The organism is Brevundimonas sp. (assembly GCF_032107865.1).
In the GTDB taxonomy this organism is placed as follows: domain Bacteria; phylum Pseudomonadota; class Alphaproteobacteria; order Caulobacterales; family Caulobacteraceae; genus Brevundimonas.
In genome coordinates, this window is record NZ_DAMCNG010000061.1 from 13,179 (window position 1) to 13,821 (window position 643).

1 protein-coding gene is annotated in these 643 nt (G+C 62.4%); it reads left to right on the forward strand.

All coding sequences use genetic code 11. From position 1 onward, the window contains the following. Positions 1 to 402 (forward strand): TIGR00730 family Rossman fold protein (locus tag RT567_RS07375; RefSeq protein WP_313575430.1); only part of this gene is annotated, 402 nt, incomplete at its 5' end. Between the last annotated feature and the right edge of the window lie 241 nt (positions 403 to 643).

A 643-nucleotide genomic window follows, 5' to 3' on the forward strand; every position in this document is an offset into this window, starting at 1 on the left:
GGCGGCCGCGTCGTCGGCATCATGCCCGCCTTCCTGCGCAGCCGCGAACGCCTGTTCGACGATGTGGAGACGATCGTCGTCACCTCCATGCACGAACGCAAGCAGCTGATGTACGACGAATCCGATGTCTTCGTCGTCGCGCCTGGCGGCGTGGGCACGCTGGAAGAAGTGGTTGAGCTGCTGTCGTGGAAACGGCTGGATCTGCACGCCAAGCCCGTCATCTTCTTGAATCTGGACGGCTTCTGGGACGGCTTCTTCACCCTGATCGAACATACGGTCGAAAAGGGCATGACGCCGGCCAGCTTCCTGGAGGCCTATGTCAGCGTCGATTCGGTCGAAGCCGCGATCGAAGCCATGAAATCAGCTCAGGACACGCCGCACTTGCAACATGATCGTCGGTAAGTAAACGTGCGTCAGTAACGCCGATCCGTCAGGCGAGAAGCTGGATTGACAGTTTTCTTAAAAAACGGCCTATGGCGATGCTGGGCGTGCGCCCCACCCTTATCGGAGACTGTTCATGCGTGCTCTTTTCGCCGCCGTCGCCTTGTTCGCGGCCGCCCCTGCCTTCGCCCAGGCCCCGGCCACCAGCGCCACCCTGGCTGACGCCGCCAAGGCCCCGACGGGCCGCGTGATCGTCGACGGC